This is a genomic window from Neobacillus sp. OS1-2 (genome assembly GCF_030915505.1).
Lineage (GTDB): Bacteria > Bacillota > Bacilli > Bacillales > Cytobacillaceae > Neobacillus.
In genome coordinates this window covers 3,860,473-3,883,805 of sequence record NZ_CP133265.1, presented here as the reverse complement: position 1 = coordinate 3,883,805, position 23,333 = coordinate 3,860,473, and the positions used below count along the sequence as shown (strand labels likewise).

The following is a 23,333-nucleotide window of genomic DNA, read 5'->3' as shown; positions in this document are numbered from 1 at the left end:
TCTCCACAAAAAAAACAAACCCCATTACAGGGTCTGTTTTTTTGGCAGGTCTTATGCTTTTCGAACGTTAACCGCTTGCGGTCCACGTTGTCCATTTTCAATATCAAATGTGACCTCTTGACCTTCATCTAAGGTTTTATATCCTTCGCCTTGAATCGCTGAGAAATGAACGAATACGTCATCTCCACCTTCACGCTCAATGAATCCAAACCCTTTTTCACCGTTAAACCATTTTACCTTACCATGTTCCATTTCTTTGTAGCCTCCTAGCATGTAACAATTACATGATTTTGCAAAATATACTTGCCCAATTATTTTTACCCATAAATTATCGTCATATACCAAAAAAAAGCTAAAAAGTAATTTTTTTATCTATGAAGAACCCATTTATGAATTGCTTGGGCCACGCCATCCTCTTCATTTGTTCCTGTAACCCAGTCCGCTGCCTCTTTTACTACATCCTGTGCATTCCCCATGGCTACACCAAGACCTGCTTCTTTAATCATCATTAAATCATTGCGGCTGTCGCCACAAGCCATGACATGTCTCATTTCAATTCCGAGACGGCTGCAGACAATACCCAGGCCTTTCGCTTTATTAATTCCAAACGGATTGACCTCAATATTCTTTAAGGTGGAATTACTTATCTCGAATTCGCCCTTTGCCTCCAATTCCTTTAGAATAAGCTCCCTTGTAGCATCATCATCAATATTGAAGCCAAATTTTAACCATTCCATTGTATGTATGTCCTCGGGCATTTCATCGTGCCAATTCCGTTCCGTGCTGATCGCCCAAAACTTTGTTTTATGCTGTTTTGTTAGTTCCCACATCCATGCAATTGATTCTGCTTTCACTAAATTCCTTTCGACCAGCTCCCGTTTTTCATCCCAGATTTCACTGCCATTAACGGTCACCAAATACGATGTCAGTTCTAGCGCATCTGCATGTTCTCGACTTGTTTTTAATGACCGACCTGTACTTAGAACCACATAGATTCCCTTCTCCTGAGCCGCTTTAATTGCCTGCCGATTCGCTACTGATATCTCACCCTTGTTGTTTAAAAGAGTACCATCCATATCTAGTGCTACTAATTTAATGTCACTATCGTTTTTAACATTCTCCATATGTAGTAAATAACTCCTTCCTCTTGTTTACTTCCTTTAGCGTACACTTTTGTTTTCTATTTTTCAAAGATTCAACCCTTGATGATTTACATAATATTTTTATGTTTAACAATCAAAAAAAGAATCCTGCATCATTTTAACAGGATCCAGCTGTATGTGATACGAAAGTAAAAATTTCGACTTTGAGAATGGCCAGCTTCAGGCGCCTTGCGCTTTTCTTAGGTTATTGCCGCCTAAAATTGAGCTCGGTGAAGATTAGCAAAAATACCGTCCTGTTCAATTAATTCATCATGACGGCCTTCTTCGGCAATTCCCTCTTCTGTTACAACCACAATCCGGTCGGCATTACGGATGGTTGCCAGCCTGTGGGCAATAATGAGGGTGGTTCTATTTTGCGCAAGCTCTGTCAAGGCCTCTTGAATCACCATTTCTGTTTCTGTATCAAGTGCTGAAGTGGCTTCGTCCAGAATCAAGATAGGCGGATTTTTTAAAAACATACGGGCAATTGCAATACGCTGTTTTTGACCGCCGGAAAGCTTTAATCCTCGTTCGCCAATCTGTGTCTCGTACCCATCCGGCAATGACGCAATAAACTTTTCTAGGTGTGCACGGCGTGCCGCCTCAGTAATTTCCGCATCGGTTGCATGCTGTTTCCCGTAAGCAATATTTTCACGGAGTGTCCCGGTAAATAGAAATACATCCTGTTGTACAATCCCAATTTGAGAACGCAACGATTTTTTTGTCATGTTGCGGATATCTAGACCATCAATATAAATGCCACCTTCATTGACATCATAAAATCGCGGAATCAAGGAGCAAATCGTTGTTTTACCCGCTCCTGACGGCCCAACAAAGGCTACAGTCTCACCTGAGCGAATGGTTAAATTAATATTTTCTAGGACTGATTTGTGCCGATCGTAACGGAAGGAAACCTCTTTAAATAGAATATTGCCTTTAAGTGTTTCCACCTCAACCGCATCCTCTGTATCCTTTACTTCCGGTTCCGAATCAATCAATTCAATAAAACGTTTAAAACCCGCCATTCCTTTCGGATACAACTCCATTATGGCACTGATTTTATCAATTGGTTTAAAGAGGACATTGACATAGAGGATAAAGCCTACTAATTCCCCGTACGTAAGTTGTCCCGAAAAGCTTAGCCAGGCACCATAGACAAGAACGATAATCGTAATAAGCCTTGTCATCATATAAATCCCTGAAAGGCTGTACGACATGACACGATAGCCGCCTAACTTAGCCCCGCGATAGCGTTGATTATTCTGTTTAAACCTAGCAATCTCAAACTCTTCATTCGTAAATGATTGCACAACACGGCTACCGGAAACACTATCCTCAACGCGTGCGTTGACGTCCGCAATGCTTGAATACATTTGACTCCATGCCTTGTTCATTTTTAAATTACAAACCACAACCAAGAGCATCAAAAAGGGAAGAATGATCACGGCTACAAGTGTCAATTTCACATTAATCGTCATCATGATCCAGAAGGCGCCAATAAACGTCATCAATGCTATAAAGACATCCTCCGGTCCATGGTGGGCAAGTTCCCCTAAGTCGAACAAATCATTGGTAATTCTACTCATGATATGACCTGTTTTCGTATTGTCGAAAAAACGAAATGATTGCTTCTGAACATGCTCAAACAATTCTTGCCGCATATCGGTTTCAATATTAATTCCGAGCTTATGCCCCCAATAATTCACAATATATTGCAGGAATGTACTTATTAAATAAACAAGGAAAAGGCCAGTACTCACGGTAACGATCGTTTTCCAATCACCCCCGGGGAGCAAATCATCAATAAACCATCCAACCGCAAGCGGGAAGGCTAATTCAAGGATGGCAACAACCACAGCACTGCTGAAATCCAATAGGAACAGCCGTTTATGCGGCCGATAATATGAAAAAAAACGTTGAATCATAGATAATCTCCTTTTTTCTTAAATAGCAATACTAGGATTATATGAGTAAAATATGTACAATTTCAAGTATTATGAAGGTTTGGCACAAAAAAACACTTGGCAGCATATGCCCCAAGTGCTCCTTTATCTTAATGGTGATGATGGTGTGCGCCTTTTGCAGGATTGGTAATCAACCATTCTTCCTTTGGTACATGGAAAAATTGAATCCAGATATCCTCTAGGTATTCATTATTTTTCTCAAGAATAAAGTCAAGTTCCTTATCCGTTTGAACCACTACATCATTTTCTGTTGGCTTATCAAGCATCAAATCATAGTGTGCATGATCCCCGTGAACGCTGGTGACGTAAACACGGAACAGTTTATCCTGTGCCTCTTCTTGTTCTAACATTTTTTTCAATGCTTTTGCAGCATTGCGATTAATTTTCACCTTCATTTTAAGATCTCCTCTATTATGTATTCCCCAATATTATCCCACTATTATCTTAAAATAGACAGTTTCAAGCGATAATACCGGCAATACCTTGAATATTCTTATTTTTTTTTCGGATTATTTCTCCTTTTTGTCTTGACCAATTGATAACCGATAAAGGCGACATATAGGGGTATAGCCACATAAATAAAATAGGGGAATCGGTGTTGTTCTTTCTTGAAAACAATGTATATGGCATATCCTAAAAACAGGGTAATGATTATTCCGTATTTCGGCAACGGAATATCCTTTAAACTAGGGATTTTTATCGTACTTACCATCAAATAGCAAAGCAAAAAGAAGGCAATGACAAAAATAAAGCCAGCCATTTTACCATGGAACAGTGTTAACAGGGTTAACACTCCGCCCGCAGCCGTAATCGGAACACCTGTAAAATACTTTAAAGAAGATTTCACCGCATTGATGTTGAATCTGGCCAAGCGGTATGCCCCGAATAAAGGAAATAGACCTGCCACCGCCATCCCCAACACGCCAAAGGATGAAAAGTAGGAATAATAGGCCATCATCGCCGGTGCAACACCGAATGTAACAATGTCTGCTAAGGAGTCAAGTTCCTTCCCTAAATCACTTTCCACTCGGAGCATTCTGGCAATTCGGCCATCCATACTATCAAGCATCATCCCGATTAATATCAAGATTGCTGCATTCTTGTAATCCCCTTGTGCCGAATACATAACCGATAAAAATCCAAAAAAAAGATTAGCTAAAGTAAATAAATTTGGAATACTGTTTCTAATAATAAAGACCACTCCACTTTTCAATTACCGGGCGTTAATAATCAAACTAATTATATGCCCGCTCTTTTATATTTCTGTTGATACCGCTTTTCTTGGTAATATTGAAAAAACCATATCGCCGTTGTTAACCAAAACCCGCTTGCAAGATATCCCCCCATTATATCACTGGGAAAATGGACACCAAGGTAAATCCGACTAATCCCAATAGCGAGAATCATAAAACTGCTGCAAACGATTAGGACACTTCGCCCCCATTGACTCGGAATATGACGCCATAGTAAAAATGTGAGAATTACAAATACCGTGAAGGCATTCATGGCATGTCCACTTGGATAGCTGTATCCTGAAATATCAATCAAACGATGAAAATCAGGGCGTACCCGTTTAAAAATATGCTTTAAAATACCGTTTAAAACAGCTGAACCAATAATTACAGACATAAATAGAATAAGTTCCGAACGGTGATGTAATACTTTATATAGAAAAAATACAAATAAGATAATCAGGACTGACACAAATGGCGCCGATCCAATGAAGGTAAAAAACTCCATAACCTTTGTTAAAACAGGTGTCTCTTGTCCTTGAATAAAGGCAATCACACGATTATCAAAATGGATAATTTTTTTGTCGCTAATCAATAAGGATACTAGACTAAAACCAATAACACAAATTGTACTGATGAAGAAAGCAATGATAAGATTCGATTTTAAATTCATACTACGTCCTCTATATTTTATTCTTCATGCACACTTTAGAAGTATTTTTAGGAAAAACAAACACCCTTTGACCAAAATAATTTAATAAAGTGTACATTCCCGTTCCGACCAAAACTGCAAAATCTATTATCACCTTGTCATTAAACAGCCCATTCGCATGAAACAGCCATACCACAAGTCGTTCACCTACTTGATAGGAAATAAAATAACAGCACACAATGACAATTACAAAACGAATGGCACTCGTTGACACAGAATTTTGGCTCTGAAAGGTAAATTTCCGATTTAAGAAATAACTTACAATGGCCCCGACTGAATTCCCAAGAAAAGTGGACATCCAATACGTGAGGCCTAATGCATGTAAAAATAAATACATAAAAGATAAGCCAACTATCGTATTTACGATTCCTACTATAATAAAACGAACAAATGAATATCTCATTCCATCACCTGTAAACCGTAAGAGCGGTCAATGATTTCAACTTTCATTATTGTACCCTAAAAGTTAACAAATAGAAATGGTTTTAAGCGGGCCAAAGCAAGTAGCATTGCCCGTTAATCCCAACGTCCTTTTCACAAGACTTTTTCAATCTTTTTTTGTGGATGATCCTTTGAAAAAAACCAACCTGCAGCCGCAATCCCCACTAAAACTAGATAAAAACTTACCTTCCATTCTGTTGAATGGGCAAAATCTTCACTAAGAATCGCTAATGACGGATGTGAGAGGGTGTAAACAGCAAGTTTAACACCGACCCAGCCAACAATTGTAAAGGCCGCGATTTCAAGACCAGGCCTTTTCTCCAGCAGCTTCACAAACTGGTTGGCAGCAAAACGCATGATGATCAATCCGATAATACCTCCGGCAAAGATCACTAAGAACTTACCACCGTCAAGCCCCCCAATATTGGGAAGTTTTGTGTCTGGAAGAACCACTGCCATCGCAACCGCTGCAAGAATAGAATCAACGGCGAAAGCAATATCCGCTATTTCTACCTTGAATACAGTCGTCCAAAATCCTCCAGCCTTACGTAATACCTTCTCCTCTTTTTTGCCTGTTTTCCCTCTCATGACTTTCCGGAAAATATGATTACCTGCCATGAATAATAAATATAACGCCCCAATTGCTTGAACCTGCCAGACATCAACAAGAAATGAAATCACAAATAATGACGCAAAGCGGAAGACAAATGCCCCAGCAAGACCATAGAACAATGCTTTTTTCCGCTCTTCTTCAGGTAAATGTTTCACCATAATGGCGAGAACCAAGGCATTATCCGCTGCCAACAAACCCTCCAAAGCCACCAAAATCAATAATACCCATCCATATTCCAGTAAAAGAGTCAAATCCATCTTTCATTCCCCCAATATGATCTTCATTTTCAACAAATACTCCCTCATGCCATAAAAATAGGCCTTTACTTAGATACAGTAAAGGCCTAAAAAAACACAAAAAGACCATTACAGTAAAGTAAAGGTCTTGCTAACAACGTCCATGTTGCCAATAAAGCCGGAGAAATGAATCCTCGAAATGACGACTTTATTGTAGCAGCTACTCCCCTTTAAAAAGGAAATATTTAATTACTAATAATATATGATACTTTTAATCATGTGTCAATCTGTATAAATTTTACAACCAAAGAGAAAATAACGTGGAGAAACCCTGATACACATATTTTATTTACCAGGAGGACTTCGCTTTATGCAAGAAAAACCATGGAAATCGGTTGGAACGTCCGAACAGAGAATTGATGCGGTCGAAAAAGCAGCAGGAACGGTGAGATACCTGGGGGATTTCTCAACCCCGGGCTTAGCCCATGCGAAATTAGTAACCAGCACACATGCCCATGCAAAAATTAACCACATCGATCTTACTGAAGCATGGAAAGTACCGGGAGTCCGTGCCATCGTGACCGGCAACACGTTCCCTTATCATATCGGACCCATTCTTGCAGATCGGCCCCCGTTAGCTTACGAAAAAGTACGGTATTATGGGGAACCGGTGGCCATTGTTGTGGCGGACCATGAATACCAGGCTAAAAAGGCTTCTCAGCAAGTAAAAGTTGACTATACCCCATTACCGGTGGTTAATTCTGCTCGAGAGGCTTTCAAAAACGATGCACCGTTAATTCATGAAAATTCCGGTCAATATATAAAGATTATTAGCAATGTCTACCCTGTTCAAGGGACGAATATTGGCAGTCATATCAAAATTCGCAAGGGAGATTTTATTAAGACCTGGGAAAAATGCGACTCCAAAATAAGCGCAAGCTATTCCTTTAATTTATCTGACCATGCAGCATTAGAAACCCGTGGTACAAGAGTAGAAATAAATCCGGCCGGTAAGGTCGTTGTTCACTCAACTACCCAGTCCCCATTCACGATTAAAAAGGTGTTAAATCAATTTTTTAATATCGATGTAGGAAATATCATCGTCCATACACCTTTGATTGGCGGTGCATTTGGCGGAAAAGGCACGGTTCAGCTAGAACCGCTTGCGTACTTAGCATCAAAAGCGATTGGCGGGAAAATGGTGAAATTGGAATATGAACGTGAGGAAGATTTAATCACGGCGCCATGTCACATCGGGCTTGAGGCTACTATTTCTCTTGGTACGAATAAAGAAGGAAAAATAATGGCGGGTCAATATACCTTCTTGATTGACTCCGGTGCATATACAGATCAAGCTGCCGGGATTACCCGTGCAATGGCACTCGATTGTACAGGCCCGTATGATGTACCGAACGTTTGGTGCGATTCTTATTGTATGTATACGAACCATCCTTTTGCCACGTCATTCCGGGGATACGCCCACCCGGAACTCACCTTTGCAGTTGAGCGGACGATGGATCAGCTGGCGCAACAATTAAACATGGATCCGACGGAGCTACGAAAAATAAATGCCATTAAACCCGGTAACACCTCTCCTACCCAGACAGTACTTAACGCTAATAATATTGGTGATGTCGATAAATGCATAGAACGAGCTAAAGAGCTGATTAAATGGGATGAAGGACAACGGATTGAAATCTCCAAAAATAAAATAAAGGCTAAGGGCATTAGTACATTTTGGAAGACATCGACAACATCGACAAACGCACAATCAGGAGCTGTTATTAAGTTTGAGGCAGATGGCAGCGTGAATTTGAATTGTGCTGCCATTGAATTAGGCCAAGGAACCAAAACCGTTTTAGCCCAATTAGTTGCGGAACGATTAAAAATGGATATTAAAAAAGTCCATGTCACAATGGAAGTAAATTCACAGTATGACCCCCATCAATGGCGGACCGTTGCCAGCAGTACAACATTTCTAGCTGGAAGAGCCGTCATGGCGGCGGCAGATGATGCTATCTCTCAATTAAAACGAACTGCCTCCATCGCTATGCAATGTTCAATGGAAGATTTGGAGGTTGGCGGTGGCCGGGTATACCTTAAACCAAGCCCTGAATACGGAATCAACATTGAAGATTTAGCTTTGGGATATAAGTATCCAAATGGCCATGCAGTGGAGGGACAGGTTGTCGGCCATGGAAAATATATTCAGCGTCATTTAACCCCGATGGATAAAGAAACAGGATTTGGAAAACCTGGGCCATGGTGGTCCGTTGGAACCCAAGCGGTAGAAATCGAATATGACACAAACGATTGTACCTATAAACTATTGAAAGCGGTAACAGTTCTTGATGGCGGAACGATCATTAACCCGGCGATGGCCACCCAGCAAATGCGTGGCGGCATGTATTTAGGACTTAGCTTTGCCAGTAGAGAAGCTTTAATTTTTGATGAAACCGGAAAAGTTCTAAATCCACAACTAAGAACCTATCAAATGATGCGGTTTGGAGAACAACCGGTAGAGTATTTAGTAGATTTTATTGAATCCCCTTCCGCTGATGGACCATACGGGGCACGAGGCATTGGTGAATACGGTGTCATTGGAATGGCTGGCGCCCTGGCAAATAGCCTTTCCACAGCGGCACAGGTAGAGTTAAATCATTTACCACTTATCCCGGAATTAATCTGGAAGACACGGAAGGAGACCCAAAATGATTCCGTTTGACTTTGAATACTATAAACCAGAGACCATACCCGAAGCGATTCAAACGTATCAAGAGCTTCGCAATCAAGGAAAAAAGGTGATCTACTATAGCGGTGGGACCGAATTTATTACTTTTTCCCGCATCAATCAAATGGCAGCAGATGCCATTATCGATATTAAGGGGATCCGTGAGTGTCATGTATTGGAACAGCAGGGTGATCAATTTGTCATCGGTTCTGCTGTTTCATTGAATAAAATTACAGAATCCTCAATATTTCCGTTACTGGGGCAAACGGTTAAACAGATCGCAGATCATACTTCAAGGAACAAGATTACCATTGGAGGAAATATTAACAGCCGATTAATTTATCGGGAAGGTATTTTACCACTTCTTTTATCGGATGCAAAAGTAAAACTGGCAAGGAGTGAGGGTGAGCTGGTTCTCCCATTAACAAATATACTTGATAAGGAGCTAAAAATCGGTAGCGGGGAATTCCTTGTGCAAATTTTGGTAAAAAAAAGCTATGGGTCTCTCCCCTTTGCCAGCTTAAAAAAAACCAAAATCACGAAGGTTAGTTATCCTGTCGTTTCGATTGCAGCGCTCGTGAAGGATCAGAGAATCCGAACCGCTTTTAGCGGAGTATGTGAATATCCATTCAGATCCGACCAAGTAGAAGCAGCATTAAATGAAACATCCCTCTCCATGGCAGAAAAGATTAATAAGGCAGTTAGTTTACTGCCAGCGCAGATTATTGATGACATACAGGCATCCCGCGAATACCGTACATTTGTTTTAAAAAATGCTTTACATGAAATAATGGATTCCTTGGAGGTGGCACCGGCATGATCCAAAATAGTTTAGCCAAAACGGTTGTCAAATTGCATGTAAACGGGGAAACACATGAGGTAATGGTTCGATCGGCTGATACCCTTTTACATACGTTGCGTGAGCAACTGGGTTTAACTGGGGCAAAGCGAGCCTGTGAAAATGGGGATTGTGGGGCATGTACCGTATTAATCAATGGGGAAACTATGCATTCCTGCCTATCCCTTGCCATCGAAACCATTAACCAGCCCATTACCACCATTGAAAGTCTTATGGATTCACCAATTCAAAGGATATTTGTCGAAAAATGGGCTATTCAATGTGGTTTTTGTACCCCCGGTTTTATCTTAAATTGCCATGCCCTGGCAAAGAAGCATCCCAATGCAGATGAAGAGGTCATAGAGGAATGGATGCAATCCAATCTCTGCCGCTGTACGGGTTATCAAGAAATAAAAGATGCCGTAAAAGCGGCTGTTCAAGCAGAGAAACAAGCATAAAAAAAACCCAGCTTCCATTTGAAAGCTGGGTTCGTCAAGGCTTTACCCTTTTTTAAAGCTATAATTTCCCTCATTAAGTGACTCAATCAAACTAAGTGTCTGAGCTGCTTGCTCAATTTGCTGCTGGACTTGTTCTAATTGCTGCTGCTGAGCAGTGGTTGCCTGGGTCACCGCCATTCCTTGCAATTGGTTTAGCTGTTGAACAGCCTGTTGCAGCTGTTGCCCCGCCTGCTGCATTGCCTGCGGATTGGACATCGAAGCATTTTGCTGGATCATTTGCTCAGCCTGCTGCATCGTCTGTAGTGCTTGCTGTTTTTGAGTTTGAAATTGCTGCTCCATCATTGCCTGATTTTGATTCAGCTGCTGCTGTTGTTGCTGTATTTGTTGTTGTTGAAAGCTTTGAGACTGATTTTGCTGCTTATTTTGTTTTTTCATGAACAACCCTCCATTTATATACCGTTTCCTTTAGTTTCTATTGATTCTATCTTTTTATCCAAATAAAACGCAAAGGATGTGCAACCATTTGGAGAAACAGAAAAAGAAAAAGTCTCATTTTCCTTTTCGTCTAAATGTACTTTTCTTTAGTGTATTTCTATTATTTTCGATATTAATTCTTCGACTGGGCTTCGTTCAAATTGTTTATGGAGAAAATTTCAAGCGGGATTTGGAAAGAAAGGAGGATTTTACCGTTAGCCACCCTGTCCCTCGCGGAAAACTATTCGACCGTGATTTTCGTGTCATCGTCGATAACGCTCCAAAAAGTGCCATTACTTTTACAAATGAAGGTTTTAGTCAACAAGAAATGCTTGAAACTGCAAAGAAATTAGCTCAGTTGATAGAAAAGAAAACCGATAAGGTCACAGATAGAGACAAGCGGGATTTTTGGATGTTAAAGAATCAGGTACGTGCTGATAGTAAAATCACTAAAATGGAAAGGGGCTTATATGAGGCCAAAAAAATAACCGATAAAGAAATCTATCAATTAAAATTAGGTCGCATCACGGAGGAAGATTTGAAAGAATTAACGGATGAAGACCTTGAAGTACTAGCGATTTTTCGTGAATTTACCAGCGGATATAAATTCACCTCGCAAATGGTAAAAAACGAAGCGGTTACCGAAAAGGAATTTGCAGTGGTTAGCGAAAATCTTCATTCTCTTCCAGGGATCGAAACAACCACGGATTGGGATCGTACCTATGCCTTTAACCATACACTAAGATCTGTTTTGGGAAAAGTGACCAACTCCGGTGATGGTCTGCCTGCAGATCAATTAGATTATTTTTTGGCAAGGGGCTATAGCCACAATGACCGAATAGGGAAAAGTCAGTTAGAAATGCAGTATGAGGATGTCCTTCATGGCTATAAATCCAAGGTGAAAAATATTACCGATAAAACAGGCAGTGTCATTGACACCCAATCTGTTTTAACAGGGAAGAAGGGGAAAGATCTTGTTTTAACAATTGATATGGACTTACAAATGGCCATCGATAAGGTGGTTGAAGAGGAACTTTGGGCGGCTAAGAAAGCACCCGGCACCTATTTATCCGACCGGGCCTATGTCGTTTTAATGGATCCTTGGACTGGGGATGTCTTAACAATGTCCGGTAAAAAAATGGTTAAAAATCAAGAAACCGGTAAAGTAGAAATGGTTGATGATGCACTAGGTACTTTTACCACTACCTATAGTGTTGGCTCAACGGTAAAAGGGGCGACGATTTTAACCGGCTATAAAACAGGGGCCATTTCACCCGGGACCACTTTTGATGATTCCGGTATCAAGATTAAAGATACGCCCATCAAAAAATCCTATGCCTATTTAGGAAGATTAAATGAAATTGAAGCCTTAAAAAAATCTTCAAATGTCTATATGTTCCATACTGCAATTCATATTGGCAAAGGACATTATGAATACGATAAACCCTTAAATTTCATGAACAGAATGGCGTTCGAAACCATTAGAAACTCCTTCGCCTCGTTTGGGTTGGGAACTCGAACCGGCATTGATTTGCCAAATGAACAAACGGGATTTAAAGGGCAAAGCAGGCTTCCTGGGTATTTACTTGACCTAGTGATTGGCCAATATGATACATATTCCGCCATGCAGTTGGCACAATACATTTCCACTATTGCCAATGGTGGCTACCGTATGCAGGCCCATGTGGTGAAACAAATTCGGGAACCTGCGAATGAAAAGGATGAGCTCGGACCCATTCTTCAAGAAGTCAATCCAACCGTCCTAAATACGATTGATGTAAAAAGGGAATGGATGAATCGTGTCAAATTAGGTTTCAAAAAGGTGATGCAGTCCCCAGGAGGCACAGCCTATAAATTTTTCGCAGATGCCCCGTATTCACCTGCCGGAAAAACCGGAACTGCCGAAGCCTTTTATGATGGGCCTTTAAGAGGGAATTACGGGAAAGTGCCTCCGCCCGTTATGAACCTTAGCCTAGTCAGCTACGCCCCTAGCACACGTCCGGAAATAGCCATGGCTGTATTAGTGCCATGGGCTTACGAAGGAAAGGAAGACAATCGTGTTAGCCTAAAAATTGGACGAAGAGTTTTAGACACATACTTCCAAATGAAGAGAAAATGAGGGAAAGAGAAAAACGCCAATGGACTCATCCTGGCGTTTTTCCTTTCTCCTTTAGCACCGATTTCACTGCCTTCTCAATTTCGATATAGCTTGTGCAGCGACAAATATTTGATTCAAGCCATTCTTTAATGGTTTCATCATCGGCGTCCGGATGCTGCTCAATTAACGAGTGGCAATTCATAATGAAGCCTGGTGTACAATAGCCACATTGAAAGGCGAAGTTCTCTATAAATGCTCGTTGGATAGGAGAATCGACCAGTCCCTCTATTGTTGTCACGTTCTTCCCAACAGCTTCCACCGCTAGCATCAAACAGGATTTCATCGGCCAGCCATCGACATTAACTGTGCATGCACCGCAGTCACCATTTAAACACCCTGGCTTCGCCCCAGTTAGACCAAGCTTCCCTCTTAGCGCATATAAAAGAGTGTCCGCGGATCTGACGGTAACTATCCGACTTTCTTCATTTATCTTTAACGTAATCGTGGAGGATTTCAAATTCTCAGCCCCTTTCCCCTTACAAAATTTGAAATCTTACCCTCTATCAAGAGCTGCCAGCATATCAAAAAGCAAATTCCGTAATACAAATAGACGATATTCACTAGACCCCTCAACATCATCTAAAATTGGCTGCGGTAATACAGCCAATGCCCCCTCCACCCTCACTTCTTTCGATTGCCCTTGATTATTTAATGCCGATTCAACCTCTCTAGAGCGAAACGGAAATGGGCACAGCCCGCTTATACCCACACGAATCTGTTGATCCATTTTTAAAGCAGCAATGGTAATCAAGGGATAGCCAGTATCCCACTGCTGGCGTCGTTTGACACTAAAAAACGGGGCTCTGATAAACCGATTTTCGGTTGCAATTTGAATCAGAAATTCGCCTGGTTCCAATACTAACTCTCCATTAAATATTTCATTAATCAGAACAATTTTCTTCCCATTTGGTCCAATCAATAATACTTGGCTATCTGCAAGTAGAAAGGGCAGAACCGTTTCCCGGTAAAAAATTCGTGCACAAATATTCCCGCCCAAGGTAATTTTTCTGCGCGCCGTATGATCGGCAACTCCGCTGGCAATTCTTGTTAATAACGGGAATAGATTCGCTTCCTCAATGGTTGTAAGGGAAAGCGTACTGCCAAGAAACAGGTGATCCCCACTTCCCTGCATAACACCGCAATCAGCAATATTTTTAATATCAATCACAGCTTCAGTAGTAGCTAAATCAATTCTTCCAAGTGTGATTAATTCTGTTCCACCCGAAAAAATAAACGGCCGTTTGCCCTCTTGCTCTAAATATTGTAATAATCCAACGGCCTCTTGCAACGTATCCGGCCGATAATAATCAAAATCGAATGGCAGCATTACCGAGCCGCCTCCTTTGCCTTCCAAATTAACTCTGGAATTAATGGCAAATGGTGGAGCGAAACACCCGCTGCGGTCGACAAGGCATTTCCAAGTGCTCCGGGCATCCCCATCAATCCATGTTCCCCAACACCACGGGCTCCATAAGGACCATCAATCTGCGGGGTTTCTACAAATCCCACCACGTATTCAGGATTCTCTCCATACCGCAGCGGCCGGTAAGTACGGAGCTGTGGATTCATAACCCGGCCAAGCTCATCAAAATAAAACGTTTCCCTGCCTGCGAATGCGAGGCCCATGCTCATTGCGCCCATAACCTGACCGAGAGCTGCTTTTTCGTTCATCACTTTGCCAATATCAACGACCGTACAGGCTTTAACTAGCCGGTAGGTATAATCCCTCCGGTCAAACTCAATTTCAACCCCGTAGGCCGCGACCGTCCATTCCGGGCCTGGTTTTCCTGCACCTGTTTCAGGATCCAAATGGGTAAGATGACGCAAAATATAACTTCCGCTTCCGATAATTTGCCCGCCAATCGTTTGCCCATTTGGATACTTATAGCCACTGGCAAGTTCTTTAAAATCAAGGCCGATGGATGGATCATCCCGTAAAAAAACACGGCTGTTCGCCACTTCCAGATCTTCCTTAGGCGCTCTTAAAACGCAGGCTGCAATTTCCTTTAACTGATGAATCACGTCCTCTGCCGCCCGTAACACAGCCCTTCCTCCCATGAAGGTACCTCTGCTTGCCACTGTTTTCCAATGCTCTGGAGTTGTTTGGGTATCCACTTCCATCCTTACATGTATATGATCTACATCCATTTTCAAGCGTTCGGCTAGAATTTGTGCAAGGACCGTTTTGGTTCCGGTACCAATTTCAATGACCCCGGACATGAGGTTAATCGTTCCATCACGATTAAAGGTCAAAATGACGCCAGATGGGGCATCCGTGTCAATCGTCGACGTTTTCCAGCTGCAGCTGACACCTTTTACTCGAATATATCGATTATTTAACTCCTTTACAGCCCCCTCATCCCAATGGATCAGGTCTCGAACCTTTTCAATACATTTCCTCAGATTACCGACATTACTATTATTTAACAAAACCCTTGTCGGTGTGGTATTGCCCGGCATAATCGCATTAATATACCTAAGCTGAAGCGGATCAATCGTTAATTTTTGCGCTAATAAATCCATTGTCCGTTCAATCGCAAATGAAAGCTCTGAATGACTAAAGCCCCTGAATGGTGATGCATAGGGATGATTCGTGTACATACAGTACGAATCACACCAAACATTTTCTATATTGTATGGCCCTGTACAATCAACGGCACCTGACCTTGTGACATCAATCGCTTTATCGGAATAAGCTCCGCCATCCCACAAATAGCGGATTTCTGCCACCTGAATTTTTCCATTTCTCAAAGCCCCTAACTTAACAACTGCATCTAAACCAATATGACACGGCGAGGTAATAATATCTTCTTCTCTAGGATTCAAAATTTTCACAGGTTTTCCACCGACCGCTTTGGATGCCAAATAGGCAAGTACCTCCAGCTGGACCGCGGCCTTACCGCCGTATGCTCCGCCAACAAGCGGAGTTGTAACGGTAATTTTCCCCAGATCCTCCCCGAAATAATCAGCGATCAGCCTTTTAACCATAAAGGGCGCCTGCGAAGACGTCATAATCATGATCTTTCCATCCGGCATAATCTCCGCTGTCGCACAACGGGTTTCCATTGCCGCATGATCTGAGGGGGCAAAGGAGAAACTGGCTTCCACAACTGTTTCACTAGCCGCCCATCCCTTTTCCGTATCACCCTTACGAATTTTAATATGTGTGGCGATATTGGTGCCAGGCACCGGTTGTGAATCGTCTTCCTTTTTATATTCACCCAAGTGCTCGTGCACTAAGGGTGCGCCACTTTGGAACGCCTGGGTTGGTGAGTTGACAACCGGCAGCAATTCATATTGAACCTCAATAAGGTCAGCGGCCTTCTTTGCTTGCACTGGTGTATCCGCTACAACAAGGGCAACAGGTTCACCATGGTAGCGAACCTTATCAACAGCAAGCGGCGGACGGTCCCGTATTGCCTCACCCGTAAGTGGAAAACGTTCTCCGGCAAGGATTGCCCTTACACCAGGAACCTGCCAAGCCTCTGACAGATTCATGCTGATAATTTTCGCATGTCCATAGGGGCTGATGACCATTTTTCCTGACAGCATCGGAACCGTATGGTAGTCATGGGTATACTTGGCGCGTCCCGTCACCTTATCTAATGCATCTTTGCGGATGACACTTTTCCCGATAACCTCCACCTTCATCCCTCCTTATCTATAGGAATGGCCAATTTTTCAATAAAAACTGGTAATCTTCTTCCGTATCCACATCAAAAAAATAAACATCCGTATTCAATTTTATTTGCTTTCCCAAACAGCCACTGCGAAGCAAACTTCTAGCCCCCTGATCCCCTTCTAATTCCTTTATTCTTGGAAAAAGACTATTCGCTAATAGAACGGGTGGTTTCATCACGCCATGATGCGAAAAGGCAACAAACTGCTCAGATTCATGGTATTCATCTATTAATTGATTAATCATTTTCGTTGTCACAAACGGCTGGTCAGCTAGCAAAACGACAATACCAGCTGCCCCCGTTTCCGCAGCTGCCATCACCCCTACTCTCAGCGAGGCGCTCTGACCCTTATCCGCTTCCTTACATTCTATAATTCTCAAACCTTCACTATTTGAAAAAGGAGCTAACCATTCTAGCGGATCTCCCTGCCGTGTAATAACAAATGTAACATCTAACTTGGATTCCAATGCCTCCCTTAAGGCGATGCCCCCCAACAGCCGATTCCCTAACCGCAAGTTTACCTTTGGACGGCCCAATCTGCTGCTCCTCCCTGCAGCGAGATAAATACCGACTAATCCGGAATGGTCCATAACAGCTCCACCCGTTCATGCACAGGTCTTCTCCACACTTCTACCATTTCCGCGACCACACTGACAGCAATTTCAGCTGGCCCTTTAGCTCCAATCGCTGCACCCATTGGCGAGTGAATCCATTTTGGAACAATTTCACCTTTTAATAGTCTTTTTGTCCGTTCCTTTGGCCCCAACACCCCTAGGTATCTAATATTCTTATTTCGCACCTTCATTAAAATTTCTTGATCCCGCTGAAAATGATGTGTCATCACCACAACAAAATCATAGGGTGAAAAAGAGATTCGTCTACAAAGATTTGCGGGGAATCCCAAAAACAGCTGCTCAGCCGCTGGAAAGTTTTTTTTCTGACAAAATGATTCCCGCCAATCACAGACCAATACTGTAAAACCTGTACCCGCTGCTAATGACACAAGTGGGATTGCATCCGGTCCTGCTCCGAAAACAATCAGTCTTGGCTTTGGATGGTACGTATGCTGAAATACAGTGGGGGCACCAGACATGACACCACTTTTCGAGGTAAACTCAATGACCGGGACCGGGCCAGACCAGTTTCCAAACGGTTCGCCCTCCTCCTCAATAAATACATATTCCCCCAATTCATCTAGCTTTTTTAACCCTATAATAGGTTTATGCCGACTAAGAAGCGTTTTTACTAAGCGAAAATCCTCTTTTACTTTATCCGTGATGGGCTCGATTAAAATATCGATCGTTCCATTACAGCCGGCACCTTGGCCCCAGCTTAAATCGTCCTCATCAAATAAGTCGTATTGAACCATCATCGCCTCCTGTTTTTCGAAAACTTCCTTCACCTTTAATGCCAAGTCTGTTTCCAAGCATCCCGCCGTTAGCATGCCGATTTGCGTGCCATCTGCATAAAAAACCATCATTGCGCCTTCTTTTTTATAAGACGACCCCTTTACACAAACGATTGTTGCTAAAACGCTCGGCTCTGGATAATCAAGTCCGTCTAAAATTTGATGAAAATCCTCCACGCTTCTCCCCCACTTCAAACACATGAATTCCTATCTTATTTATATTAGGACGTAAGCTATTCCTAGAATGATTAATTTTTCAATTGCTGCTTTCATACATATTTAGTAAAAATGTCTTAAAGGGGCGTTCATCATGAAGTTGGTAAAATTTAAAGATCCACTGCCGATTCCTCCTGTTTTAAAACCAAAGTGGAAATTGGGAGACTATACGTATTATGAAGTAATCATGAAGGAAACGAAGCAATCACTCCATAGTGATTTACCGAATACCACCATCTGGGGATATGACGGAATCTATCCGGGACCGACAATAGAAGTAGAGTCAGGAGAAAGAGTATTTGTTCAATGGAAAAACGAGCTGCCAGACAAACATTTATTCCCGATTGATCATACAGTCCATGGCGCTGAAAAGGAAAAACCGGATGTTCGGACGGTTGTCCATCTCCATGGGGGCAGAACAGAGCCAGCGAGCGATGGTTATCCTGATGCATGGTTCACGCATGGTTTTGCTGAAAAAGGCCCTTTTTTCGAAAAAGAAATTTATGAATATGGTAATCAACAAAATGCACGCACACTTTGGTATCATGATCATGCGATTGGGCTGACACGATTAAATATATATGCCGGACTTGCCGGGTTTTATTTGATTAAGGACCGTCACGAACGTTCATTAAATCTTCCTAGCGGTCCTTTTGATGTCCCATTATTACTGCAAGATCGAACATTACATGATGATGGCTCATTGTCGTATCCAAATCAGCCGGAAAACAATTCCTCCGGTATCATCCCATCCATCATTACCTCATTTTTTGGTGACATGATTGTTGTTAATGGAAAGGTATGGCCATTTTTTGAAGTGGAACCAAGGAAATATCGCTTTCGCCTATTAAATGGTGCAAACGCCCGCTTTTTTCGACTGACACTAGATTCCGGGCAATTATTTTTTCAAATTGGCACGGATAGCGGTTTTCTGGAACGACCGATTGGCATTTCATCGTTATTACTCGCACCCGCAGAACGTCTGGACCTTATCATTGATTTTTCAAATATGGACGGGAAATCTGTTATTTTAAACAATGATGCTCGGACGCACTTTCCAATTGGTGAGCCTGCCAATCCTGAAACAACCGGGGTCGTCATGGAATTTCGGGTAACGAAACCGCTATCAAGCATCGATACGAGCATGATCCCCGCCTATTTGCGTCAGATAAACTGGCTGCAGGCTAATTCCGGACAAAAGCAAAGATACCTGGAATTAAGCGAGGAAAAGGATCAATTCGGTAGATCCCTATTTCTACTTGATAAAAAAATGTGGGATGACCCCATTACGGAGAATCCGCGTCACAGCTCAATAGAAAGATGGAATTTTATTAACACGGATGGCGACGATCACCCCATTCACATCCATCTCGTTCAATTTCAAATATTAGAAAGACGCCCCTTCGATGTGAATTATTATAAAAAAACCAAGCAGTTGAGGTACACGGGGCCTGGGATCCATTCTGAGATAAGTGAGCGCGGCTGGAAGGATACAGTCAGATGCCCACCAGGTCATGTTACCAGTATTATCATCCCGTTTTTCCCCTTTACTGGTCAATATGTTTGGCATTGCCACATGTTAGAACACGAGGATTATGAAATGATGCGGCCATATCAAATCCTTCCGCCAAACGAATGATTGTTAAACTTTCACAAGGTTGGGAATGATAATTCTACCACGATAGGATTAGGATGGAGATTATGGGACTTGTTATTTTTTTAGTCATTGCCTGGTTGGTTTTATCCGTTTTCTTTTCACTAAACAATAAGCTACCTGCGAGAGTTAATATCATTCTTTTTCTCATTATCCAGATTGTCCATATTAATTTTTATACTATTTCCTCATTTACCTTAAAATGGTTTACAGCGAGTAGAAGCCCTGTCGGATTTATTACAGATATCGTTTTTCGAGATAGTATCCTTCCTGGTTTGCTGCTACTATTTATTAATTTATTTTATTCAACAAAACGAGCAGGTAATAGAATCGTTATCGCTTTAGTCATATGGCTTCTTTTAGTGGTAATGGGCCAATTATTATTTGGCTTTGGTTTTGAACATAAAAATCACTGGTCCATCTTCTATTTGGGTCTATTTTGTTTAGGGATGATGGCCTTTTCGATTCTTATCAAAGTTTTGTTAATGAAAATCTACTTGAAGGAGAAAAATAGGTATGATGACCCATCACCCTTATGATCATCATTTTAATGGAAATGAATGGTTTGTTATTGGTATGATTATTGGTGGTTTGGGTCTTATTTATTTTTTACCAAAGATGTACCCGCTTCTAACCACGTTATTCTTTCTGCTCATGGGGCCTTATTTAGGTTTGGTTTTTGACCATACCCTGGCTGTCCTGCCCCTTGACCTCTACGATGTTGGTGATTCCCCTGGCTACTCGTTGTTTGATTTACTATCGTATACTATGTATGCACCCTTTGGATATATTTTCATTTATTTTTATGAAAAGCTTTATATAAAAGGGCAGGCCACAGTGATCTATATTATCATTTGGTCTCTAATGGCCATTCTTCTAGAATGGATGTGTGTTAAGGTAGGTATCTTTCGGTACAAAAATGGCTATAAACTCTTCTACTCTATACCGGTCTACTTTTTCGTAGAAAGCCTTCTACTTTTGTTATATCTGAAATTCTTCAAAATCAAACCAAGGAACCATAATTAAAGTGTGTTTTGGGGACACTTAACTGTATCTGATATTTCCAAAGGAATGTTAATTTATGAAGAAAAATCGATCTCTATTTTTGACGGCAGTAGCTTCCGGAACGATGCTAAATCCGCTTAACTCTTCGATGATCGCCCTTGCACTACATAGTATTCAAAAGGATTTCGGGCTTTCCTTTACAACTGTATCCTGGTTGATTTCCAGCTTTTATTTAGCTAGTGCAGTGGCACAGCCAGTTACAGGGAAGATTGGTGATATTTTCGGGCGAAAAAAGACCTTTTTAACAGGGCTTGTGCTGGTCGCAATTTCTGCCTTTGGTGCACCACTATCCACTTCCTTTTTAATGTTACTTGTGATGAGAATGATTCAATCCATAGGCAGTAGCGCCATTTATCCATCGGGGATGGCGTTAATACGGGATAATATAAAAGACAGACAGGCTTCTGCGTTAGCTGTCCTTTCGATTTTTGCCTCGGCGATGGTGGCACTTGGTCCGACAATTGGCGGGTTTTCCATTGTTTGGGGAGGCTGGCCAGCTATTTTTTTGGTGAATTTCCCGTTTATTATCATTAGCTTTCTATTAGGTTGGATTATGTTTCCGAAGGACGTTAAGCAAGATAAAGCACACATGAAAGCACTTTTTTTCAATCTTGATTTTCTCGGGATTTTATTTTTCGCTGCGGGAATGGTCTTCTTTTTATGGTTTCTATTATCGTTTGAAACGAACATTCATGTTCTTTCCGGCATTATTGGTATTCTATTTTTTGTTTTGTTTGCCTGGCGGGAGTTGAGAGTAACTGAACCGTTTATCGATATTCGGATCTTCAAATCACATCCAAAACTATCGATGGTATACATCCAGTTTATCTTTTTAAACATTTTTTTCTATTGTTTATTCTTCGGGCTTCCCAGCTATTTTCAAGAGGTGTTGGGGTTAAGTGTTGAGCATAGTGGACTATTAATGTTATTTATGTCTGGTGTTAGTATCCTTATTTCAACTGTTTCGGGAAAATGGATAGATCATGCGGGAGTAAACCGACCGATTATGATTGGCTCGTTTATTTCGATTATTGGAGCACTGATTTTTACACTTTTTTTCGTCAATGCCACTTATCTAATCATTGGGGTCATCTTATCCATACTGGGTTTAAGCTATGGAATCGGAAATGTAGTCCTTCAAGTTGCAATGTTGAAAGAGAGTCCTAAAGAGATAATTGGAACAACTTCAGGTCTGTTTCAAACATGCAGATATTTAGGCTCTATATTATCCTCGATCATATTGGGGCTAGTCTTTGGAGCGGGGGTTTCTGCCGATCACATGAAAGTCATCGGCGGAGTATTAATCGTAACAGGGATTATCAGTTTCTTAATGAGCCTCTGGTTTTCTCGGGAAGAGATGAAATTCGGGAAGTTATTTTATCGGTAGTACATAAAATAACACACAAAAGAAGTGTACTGCACTGCCGGCCATAACGAAAAGATGCCAGACGGCGTGATGATACCTAAAACCGCGCCAAACGTAAAAAATAGCTCCAAGTGTATATAGCGCACCACCAATAAATAGGTATATCATTCCTTCATGGGAGAGATTGTGTACTAATGGTTTCCAAGCAAGGACAATTAGCCAGCCCATAACAACATAGAGAACTGTTGAAGTGAAAAGATACTTTTTTACAAAAAAACATTTAAAAACGGTGCCAGCCATCGCGAGACCCCAAACGATCCCAAACAGTGACCAGCCCATTGATCCTTTAATGACGATTACTAAAAACGGGGTGTACGTTCCGGCAATAAAAAAATAAATGGATGAATGATCAAATATTTCAAAAATATCCTTCGCCTTACCCTTAGGTAAACTGTGAAGCATAGTAGACGACAGATAGAGAATAAACATCGTTACGCCAAAGATCGTAAAACTCACAACATGCCAAGTGGTGCCGTATAACGAAGAAAAAACGATTAAAATAACTAAAGCAGATATGCTAAGTACTGCGCCAATTCCGTGTGTAATCGAATTAGCCACTTCCTCTTGCTTTGAAAATATATGTGTTGCTGCCATACTATACTACCCCTTTCACTACTGACGGACGTATTCATGTAATAGAATTCCTATTTAATATGAACGATATTCATTAAGGTACCATGATTATAGAGCGGGAACAATGGACATTTATCATGTAAAATAATAAAAGCGTAAGCGCCCAATCCCCCTCCGAATTAGCCATCTTTCTCAAACTATTAACCTTTCCTTCATAGTTTGTTCATATTTTTCCATTATTATATAAATAGGTTCTCGAAGAACCTGAACCTCCGCCCCCTTTTAATATAGAATTGGAAAATGCCCGGCTAA

General features: G+C 41.5%; 23 protein-coding genes. 8 read left to right on the top strand and 15 right to left on the bottom strand.

Going from position 1 to position 23,333, the window contains the following annotated elements:
* Positions 1–51: 51 nt before the first annotated feature.
* From RCG19_RS19270 to RCG19_RS19235, 8 genes are all read right to left on the bottom strand, one after another.
* Positions 52–252, bottom strand: a complete 201-nt coding sequence (locus RCG19_RS19270; RefSeq protein WP_007086815.1) for a cold-shock protein — start codon at positions 250–252, stop codon at positions 52–54.
* A gap of 116 nt (positions 253–368) precedes the next feature.
* Positions 369–1,124, bottom strand: coding sequence for a Cof-type HAD-IIB family hydrolase (locus RCG19_RS19265; protein ID WP_308108429.1), 756 nt, complete (start codon positions 1,122–1,124; stop codon positions 369–371).
* A gap of 233 nt (positions 1,125–1,357) precedes the next feature.
* Entirely contained in the window at positions 1,358–3,067 is a 1,710-nt protein-coding gene (locus RCG19_RS19260) for an ABC transporter ATP-binding protein (protein ID WP_308108428.1), read from the bottom strand.
* A 128-nt stretch (positions 3,068–3,195) separates the two neighbouring features.
* Positions 3,196–3,501: an iron-sulfur cluster assembly accessory protein gene (locus RCG19_RS19255; protein ID WP_308108427.1), complete on the bottom strand. Its 306-nt coding sequence runs from the start codon at positions 3,499–3,501 to the stop codon at positions 3,196–3,198.
* A 98-nt stretch (positions 3,502–3,599) separates the two neighbouring features.
* A complete protein-coding gene (pssA, locus tag RCG19_RS19250) occupies positions 3,600–4,307 on the bottom strand; it encodes a CDP-diacylglycerol--serine O-phosphatidyltransferase (protein WP_308108426.1) in 708 nt (235 codons plus the stop codon).
* A 38-nt stretch (positions 4,308–4,345) separates the two neighbouring features.
* Positions 4,346–5,011, bottom strand: coding sequence for a phosphatase PAP2 family protein (locus tag RCG19_RS19245; RefSeq protein ID WP_308108425.1), 666 nt, complete (start codon positions 5,009–5,011; stop codon positions 4,346–4,348).
* A 10-nt stretch (positions 5,012–5,021) separates the two neighbouring features.
* Entirely contained in the window at positions 5,022–5,453 is a 432-nt protein-coding gene (locus RCG19_RS19240) for a GtrA family protein (protein ID WP_308108424.1), read from the bottom strand.
* 131 nt (positions 5,454–5,584) lie between these two features.
* Positions 5,585–6,361, bottom strand: coding sequence for a TerC family protein (locus tag RCG19_RS19235; protein ID WP_308108423.1), 777 nt, complete (start codon positions 6,359–6,361; stop codon positions 5,585–5,587).
* 349 nt (positions 6,362–6,710) lie between these two features.
* Here RCG19_RS19235 and RCG19_RS19230 point away from each other — a divergent pair, with 349 nt between their 5' ends.
* Genes RCG19_RS19230 through RCG19_RS19220 form a run of 3 tightly spaced genes read left to right on the top strand, consistent with a single transcriptional unit; the run spans position 6,711 to position 10,367 of the window.
* Positions 6,711–9,065 carry a xanthine dehydrogenase family protein molybdopterin-binding subunit gene (locus RCG19_RS19230; RefSeq protein WP_308108422.1) on the top strand — a complete coding sequence of 785 codons (2,355 nt, stop codon included), beginning with the start codon at positions 6,711–6,713 and terminating at the stop codon, positions 9,063–9,065.
* Complete coding sequence (locus RCG19_RS19225) at positions 9,052–9,891, top strand: FAD binding domain-containing protein (RefSeq protein WP_308108421.1); 840 nt, start codon at positions 9,052–9,054, stop codon at positions 9,889–9,891. Before RCG19_RS19230 ends, RCG19_RS19225 begins: the two co-directional genes overlap by 14 nt.
* A complete protein-coding gene (locus RCG19_RS19220; RefSeq protein WP_308108420.1) occupies positions 9,888–10,367 on the top strand; it encodes a (2Fe-2S)-binding protein in 480 nt (159 codons plus the stop codon). Before RCG19_RS19225 ends, RCG19_RS19220 begins: the two co-directional genes overlap by 4 nt.
* Before the next feature lie 42 nt (positions 10,368–10,409).
* Here the strand turns inward: RCG19_RS19220 and RCG19_RS19215 are convergent, their stop codons facing one another.
* Positions 10,410–10,802, bottom strand: coding sequence for a hypothetical protein (locus RCG19_RS19215; protein ID WP_166242699.1), 393 nt, complete (start codon positions 10,800–10,802; stop codon positions 10,410–10,412).
* Between the two features lie 88 nt (positions 10,803–10,890).
* Between RCG19_RS19215 and RCG19_RS19210 the strand changes: the two genes are divergently transcribed.
* Positions 10,891–12,960 carry a peptidoglycan D,D-transpeptidase FtsI family protein gene (locus tag RCG19_RS19210; RefSeq protein ID WP_308108419.1) on the top strand — a complete coding sequence of 690 codons (2,070 nt, stop codon included), beginning with the start codon at positions 10,891–10,893 and terminating at the stop codon, positions 12,958–12,960.
* Positions 12,961–12,985: 25 nt separating this feature from the next.
* Here RCG19_RS19210 and RCG19_RS19205 read toward each other — a convergent pair whose 3' ends face one another.
* The 5 genes from RCG19_RS19205 to RCG19_RS19185 are packed head-to-tail and all read right to left on the bottom strand — an operon-like array spanning position 12,986 to position 18,264.
* The gene (locus tag RCG19_RS19205) at positions 12,986–13,456 is read right to left on the bottom strand and encodes a (2Fe-2S)-binding protein (RefSeq protein WP_308108418.1); all 471 of its coding nucleotides are present in this window, start codon (positions 13,454–13,456) and stop codon (positions 12,986–12,988) included.
* A gap of 36 nt (positions 13,457–13,492) precedes the next feature.
* On the bottom strand, positions 13,493–14,326 hold the full coding sequence (locus tag RCG19_RS19200) for an FAD binding domain-containing protein (protein WP_308108417.1): 834 nt from the start codon (positions 14,324–14,326) through the stop codon (positions 13,493–13,495).
* On the bottom strand, positions 14,326–16,650 hold the full coding sequence (locus RCG19_RS19195; protein WP_308108416.1) for a xanthine dehydrogenase family protein molybdopterin-binding subunit: 2,325 nt from the start codon (positions 16,648–16,650) through the stop codon (positions 14,326–14,328). The genes RCG19_RS19200 and RCG19_RS19195 overlap by 1 nt, the downstream gene beginning before the upstream one ends.
* 10 nt (positions 16,651–16,660) lie before the next feature.
* The gene (locus RCG19_RS19190) at positions 16,661–17,269 is read right to left on the bottom strand and encodes a nucleotidyltransferase family protein (RefSeq protein ID WP_308108415.1); all 609 of its coding nucleotides are present in this window, start codon (positions 17,267–17,269) and stop codon (positions 16,661–16,663) included.
* Complete coding sequence (locus RCG19_RS19185) at positions 17,251–18,264, bottom strand: XdhC family protein (RefSeq protein ID WP_308108414.1); 1,014 nt, start codon at positions 18,262–18,264, stop codon at positions 17,251–17,253. Before RCG19_RS19185 ends, RCG19_RS19190 begins: the two co-directional genes overlap by 19 nt.
* Positions 18,265–18,397: 133 nt before the next feature.
* Here RCG19_RS19185 and RCG19_RS19180 point away from each other — a divergent pair, with 133 nt between their 5' ends.
* The 4 genes from RCG19_RS19180 to RCG19_RS19165 all read left to right on the top strand — a co-directional run bounded on the left by RCG19_RS19180 (position 18,398) and on the right by RCG19_RS19165 (position 22,409).
* A complete protein-coding gene (locus tag RCG19_RS19180; protein ID WP_308108412.1) occupies positions 18,398–19,942 on the top strand; it encodes a multicopper oxidase family protein in 1,545 nt (514 codons plus the stop codon).
* 62 nt (positions 19,943–20,004) lie between these two features.
* Entirely contained in the window at positions 20,005–20,496 is a 492-nt protein-coding gene (locus RCG19_RS19175) for a hypothetical protein (RefSeq protein WP_308108411.1), read from the top strand.
* On the top strand, positions 20,474–20,983 hold the full coding sequence (locus tag RCG19_RS19170; RefSeq protein WP_308108410.1) for a hypothetical protein: 510 nt from the start codon (positions 20,474–20,476) through the stop codon (positions 20,981–20,983). Before RCG19_RS19175 ends, RCG19_RS19170 begins: the two co-directional genes overlap by 23 nt.
* 55 nt (positions 20,984–21,038) lie before the next feature.
* Positions 21,039–22,409, top strand: a complete 1,371-nt coding sequence (locus RCG19_RS19165) for an MFS transporter (RefSeq protein ID WP_308108409.1) — start codon at positions 21,039–21,041, stop codon at positions 22,407–22,409.
* Here RCG19_RS19165 and RCG19_RS19160 read toward each other — a convergent pair.
* Positions 22,395–23,042: a PAQR family membrane homeostasis protein TrhA gene (locus RCG19_RS19160; protein WP_308108408.1), complete on the bottom strand. Its 648-nt coding sequence runs from the start codon at positions 23,040–23,042 to the stop codon at positions 22,395–22,397. The genes RCG19_RS19165 and RCG19_RS19160 overlap by 15 nt on opposite strands.
* Between the last annotated feature and the right edge of the window lie 291 nt (positions 23,043–23,333).